The sequence below is a fragment of the Allomuricauda sp. TY007 genome, from assembly GCF_010468565.1.
In the GTDB taxonomy this organism is placed as follows: Bacteria; Bacteroidota; Bacteroidia; order Flavobacteriales; family Flavobacteriaceae; genus Flagellimonas.
The window spans coordinates 1-4449 of sequence record NZ_WUEG01000029.1 but is presented as its reverse complement, the minus strand read 5'-3'; the positions used below and the strand labels follow the sequence as shown (position 1 = coordinate 4449).

Sequence of the window (4449 nt, the reverse complement as noted above, 5' to 3'; positions counted from 1 at the left end):
AAACGGCGGTCACCAGTGATCCCAACACCACATAGATCAATACGATGGAGATACCATAAAAAACAGCGTTTTTGACCCCCTGCGCACGGTTCTTGCTCTGTTTGGTAAAGAAACTGACCGTCATGGGTATCATCGGGAACACACAGGGTGTCAATAATGCCGCAAAACCCGAAAGAAACGCTATAAAAAAAATGGACCACATCCCTTTTGGGTCATCAATCCCATTATCTTCTTGGTGCATGTCATCGGTATTGGATTCCTTTGCCCGCTGCCCGCTCAGGTCAAATACCAATTCCCCTTCGGCAGGAGGCAGACAACGGGTATCATCACATACCATATATTCGACAAAGGCCCGGATCTTGGATACCGTTGGCGCAGTTTCTATTTTTTGTACAAAAACAGCCTCTTTCACAAAGCTTTTTACCCCAGGGCCATGAACGGGTTCCCGAACCATGGCGTCTGTTTCCTCATCGGTATTGCCCAATAATGTTGTGGAGGCATCGATATCATAGAGGAACATCGTCGGGGAATAATCATCTCCAGTGACGTCCTGTGATATCAAAAACCAACCTTTTTCAATGGATGCCCTGGAGATCAATCGATATTGCGTATCCGATATTTTTTCCACTGTGGTGGTCCATTGCACCGGTTGGGTATCCTGGGCGTTCAATACACCAAGGACAAAAAACAGGGCACACCATAATTTTGTCTTCACACTTTCCATAAGCTTGGTCCCTACTAAATTGAATCTTAAAATCATTGCACTTCAAAAATCAGGTCCATTTCCTTTGGTGGCAGGCACTTGGTGTTGTCACATACCATAAATTCCACCACAGCTTCGATGCGGAACCCTTTTTTACCCTTCACCCTGACTCGCTGCACAAAGGTGGCCTTGGTCTCAAAGTATTTGATTTCCATATTGAAAATCGGGTCTTCCACGGTATGCCCGCTTTCTTCCCATGTATTGCCTTTTTTAAGATAGTGTTCACTGCCCTTGAAGATAAAGGTGGTGGGCAATGGCCCATTATCGGGCACGCTTTGGGAATAGAGGTGCCATTGGTCCTCAATAGTGGCCGTGGCGATCAGATCATAATCCGTATCGGACACCTGTTTGACGGTCGTGGTCCATTTCACGGGATCATAAATCTGTGTCTTACCGTAAAAAAAGCTCAGCAACAGGGCAAGCAATACTAGTCTTTTCATTTTTAGAACATTTAAAAAGGGTGCAGCACTGCACCCTTTGGTTAAGAAATAGGGAGCTAATCCAAAACTTGAAAACAAAAATTTCCGGAATCCTATTTTTAATTATGGTTTTTTAGGTTTGAACACAATGGAATAAGACTTGGCCTCTTTCAACAATTTCTTGGTGAACACTTGAAGATCCTTTGGGGTGATTGAAGCTATGATATCCTCAAAATTCTTCGGGTCGTCCATATGATACCCTTCCCTGTAAAAGGTCGTCAGCAGGTCCATATCAAAACTATTGTAGTCCTTATGCTGTTTTCTTTCCTTCAGATAACTGGTCAGTGTTTTGTCCAGGTCGAGTTGTTGGATATCCCCCTTGGCAATTTTCGTAATTTCATGTTGGGCAATCTTGGTCAGGGATTCCACCTTATCGGGATTGCAATCAAAGTTCACAAAGACGGAGGCTTCCTGCACCGGTCGTTTGGAGAGATTGCCATGGGCCCTTGCCCCATAGGTCCCCCCTTCCTCCTCGCGGAGTGTCTCGATGTACCGCAAGGTCAAGATATCGCCCAAGGTCCTGGCCAACATCGCATTTCTCAGGCTGTATGCCATGTTGTTCTTATAGGCTATCCGGACCGAGCTCTTGGGGTCCTCCATTTTTAGATGAATCTCTTTTTCAATGACATCTTTGACCCACTCATCCGAATTATCCTTCCATTGTTCCCTTGCCGCATAAGTGGGGATACTGGCGATATAGGTTTCCAATAGGAGTTTAAGGGAATCTTTGGTCACGTCGCCCACCACGAAAAACTCAAAATCAGCGGCATTGCCAAATCTATCCAAATAAATGTTCTTCACTCTTTCAAAGGATGCATCGTTTATATATTGTTCATTGAACAGGCGCCGTTTGGGGTGATCTTTTCCATATAGGGCTATGGTGGTGCTGTCCGCCATTTTTTTACCAAGGTTCTCACTCCGACTTATACTGTAATTTCTTGCATTTTGGAGCACCACCTTAAATCCGTCCTCATCGAATCGGGGAGCTACAAATCGCAGATAGACCATCTGCATCAGGGTCTCGACATCCTTGGTCGCGGAATGTCCTGAAATACGTTCTGTCAGACCATCCAAATGTATGCTGGTGGAGGCGGTTTTTCCTGACAAGACTTTTGGCAGATCGCTTGAGGAATAGTTACCCAAACCTGAGGCATTGATCACATGGCCCAACATATCGGCAGAGGGCAGGTCATCGTTGGAGAGCAGGGACTTACCACCATAACTAATGGCTTTCAACTGTACATCGTTCTTGTTCTTATCGGCAAATTTATAATGTACCTTCACCCCATTGCTCAAGGTAAATGTAGTGGCTCCCAAGCTATCCTCTTCTTCCGATACGATGCTCCCTGGTGCAATGGCAAGCCCTGTCACCAATGTCTTGCCCAAAAAAGTATCGGTATAGGGCTGGAGGCTTTCATCGTTCTCTACGGCATCCATAAGGGCCACCGCTTCCGCTTGGGTCAAATTGTCCCTTCCCTTGACCCCAGTGACCAATAGGAACCTGTTTTTTGCACCATACAAATTCTTGATGGCTTCATGCAGCGCTTCAGGGTCAAGGTTATCAAGAATGGTCTTCACCAGCTTATACTCCTGTTCCATATCGGTCATGGCCGCATTGCTCAGGTAGTTGTTCTGGATGATGGAAACAATCTGACCGTGTGACCTATCGTCCTTTTTGATAATCTGGTTTTCATAATCGTTCTTCACTTCATCGATTGTCCGTTGGATCTCTGCTTCGGTAAAGCCATATTTCACCGCCCGTACCACCTCTGACAGCACTGCCCTCAACGCTTCATGCTGTTGGTCAGGTTTTGGGGTGATGGAGACATTGAAGGATTTGGTGGTCCGTGAATGGTTCCCATAGTTGATATGGGCCCCTAAAAACGGGGCATCGGGTTTTCGGGACAGTTCCCCCACCCTTTTGGACAGCATATTCATTGCCATATTGTCCAATAGCGTTTTTTTTAGATCGCCCACGGTCTTATCCTCTAGCGAATAGGGGTGTACAATGCCCAGGGATATACTGGAGGTCGTCACTTCATCGTCCATGGCCATTGTGAACAACAATTCCTCGTTCTGCGGTATCTCCACAAGAAATCGCTCCTTGGGGTCTTTCACCGGTTCGATAGTGGAGAACAGCGTCTTTATTTTGGCCTCGATCGTCGCCACGTCCACATCCCCGACTATGGCAATGGCCTGCAGGTCCGTCCGGTACCAATCATGGTAAAAGTCACGCAGGGTCTTGTATTCAAAATTTTGCACCACTTCCATGGAGCCTATGGGCATGCGCTCCGCATATTTGGTATGGTTGAAGACCGAAGCAAGGGATTGGGTCAGGATGCGCATCCCCCCACTTTGGCGGGTCCTCCACTCTTCGGTGATGACCCCCCGCTCGGCATCGATTTCCTCATCGGTCAATAATAGCGCATTGGACCAATCGTGCAAAATCAACAGGCCGGTATCGATGAGTTCCGGGGTCGTCGGGACGTTGTTGATATTGTACACGGTCTCATCAAAAGACGTATAGGCATTGATGTCGCGGCCAAAGAGCAGCCCATGTTGTTGCATGGTGTTCAAAATTCCTTTGCCCTCAAAGTTCTTGGTCCCGTTAAAGGCCATGTGTTCCAAAAAATGCGCCAACCCCTGTTGGGCATCATTTTCCAAAATAGACCCTACGTTCTGGATGATATAGTAACTGGCGACTCCCTTGGTTACATCGGTACGTTTGATATAGTAGGTCAAGCCGTTGGGCAATACCCCCTTCCGGATCTCGGGATCCGCGGGAAGCGGGGCATCCAGGTCCAGCTCCTGTGCAAACCCGATCAGTGAAAGCCCAAAGCATAAAAGGCATGTGATAGTATATTTCATTCTGTTGTCGTCTTTAAATTGAAGTAGCAGTTGACCGCACGCCATTCCCCTTGCTCTACGGACCATGACCAAAACAAGGACCGTTCGAACAAGAAAGGTGGGTGGGTTAAATTGTAATCAATACAATGAAAAGTGGTCTTGTGCCTTAGTTAAAATATGTGCTTAAAAATTCCTCTAGTTCCTTTCCCCTTATGGATAAGCCGGGTAAACTGACCCACCTTCGCCGGATGAAACTGACCATGGCAAATGGACTGCCCAGATTTGATCTATCCTTGGGTTAAACTTAGTTTTTATTTTTCAATTTTCTTCTCATTGATTCTCCTTTTATATCTATTCTGT

The 4449-nt window shown here is 46.5% G+C and carries 3 protein-coding genes; all 3 read right to left on the bottom strand.

The window, feature by feature from the left end; translation table 11 throughout:
- The coding region (locus GO009_RS17945; RefSeq protein ID WP_313790243.1) for a cytochrome c biogenesis protein CcdA at positions 1 to 715 on the bottom strand (715 nt) is incomplete at its 3' end.
- 41 nt (positions 716 to 756) lie between these two features.
- Positions 757 to 1203 (bottom strand): protein-disulfide reductase DsbD domain-containing protein, encoded by a 447-nt coding sequence (locus tag GO009_RS17130; RefSeq protein WP_163627938.1) that lies wholly within the window; start codon positions 1201 to 1203, stop codon positions 757 to 759.
- Positions 1204 to 1305: 102 nt separating this feature from the next.
- A complete protein-coding gene (locus GO009_RS17125; protein ID WP_163627937.1) occupies positions 1306 to 4110 on the bottom strand; it encodes a M16 family metallopeptidase in 2805 nt (934 codons plus the stop codon).
- Between the last annotated feature and the right edge of the window lie 339 nt (positions 4111 to 4449).

Coding starts and splice junctions, on each gene's coding strand:
- GO009_RS17130 (WP_163627938.1), bottom strand. CDS start 1,203: ATGAAAAGACTAGTATTGCTTGCCCTGTTGCTGAGCTTTTTTTACGGT.
- GO009_RS17125 (WP_163627937.1), bottom strand. CDS start 4,110: ATGAAATATACTATCACATGCCTTTTATGCTTTGGGCTTTCACTGATC.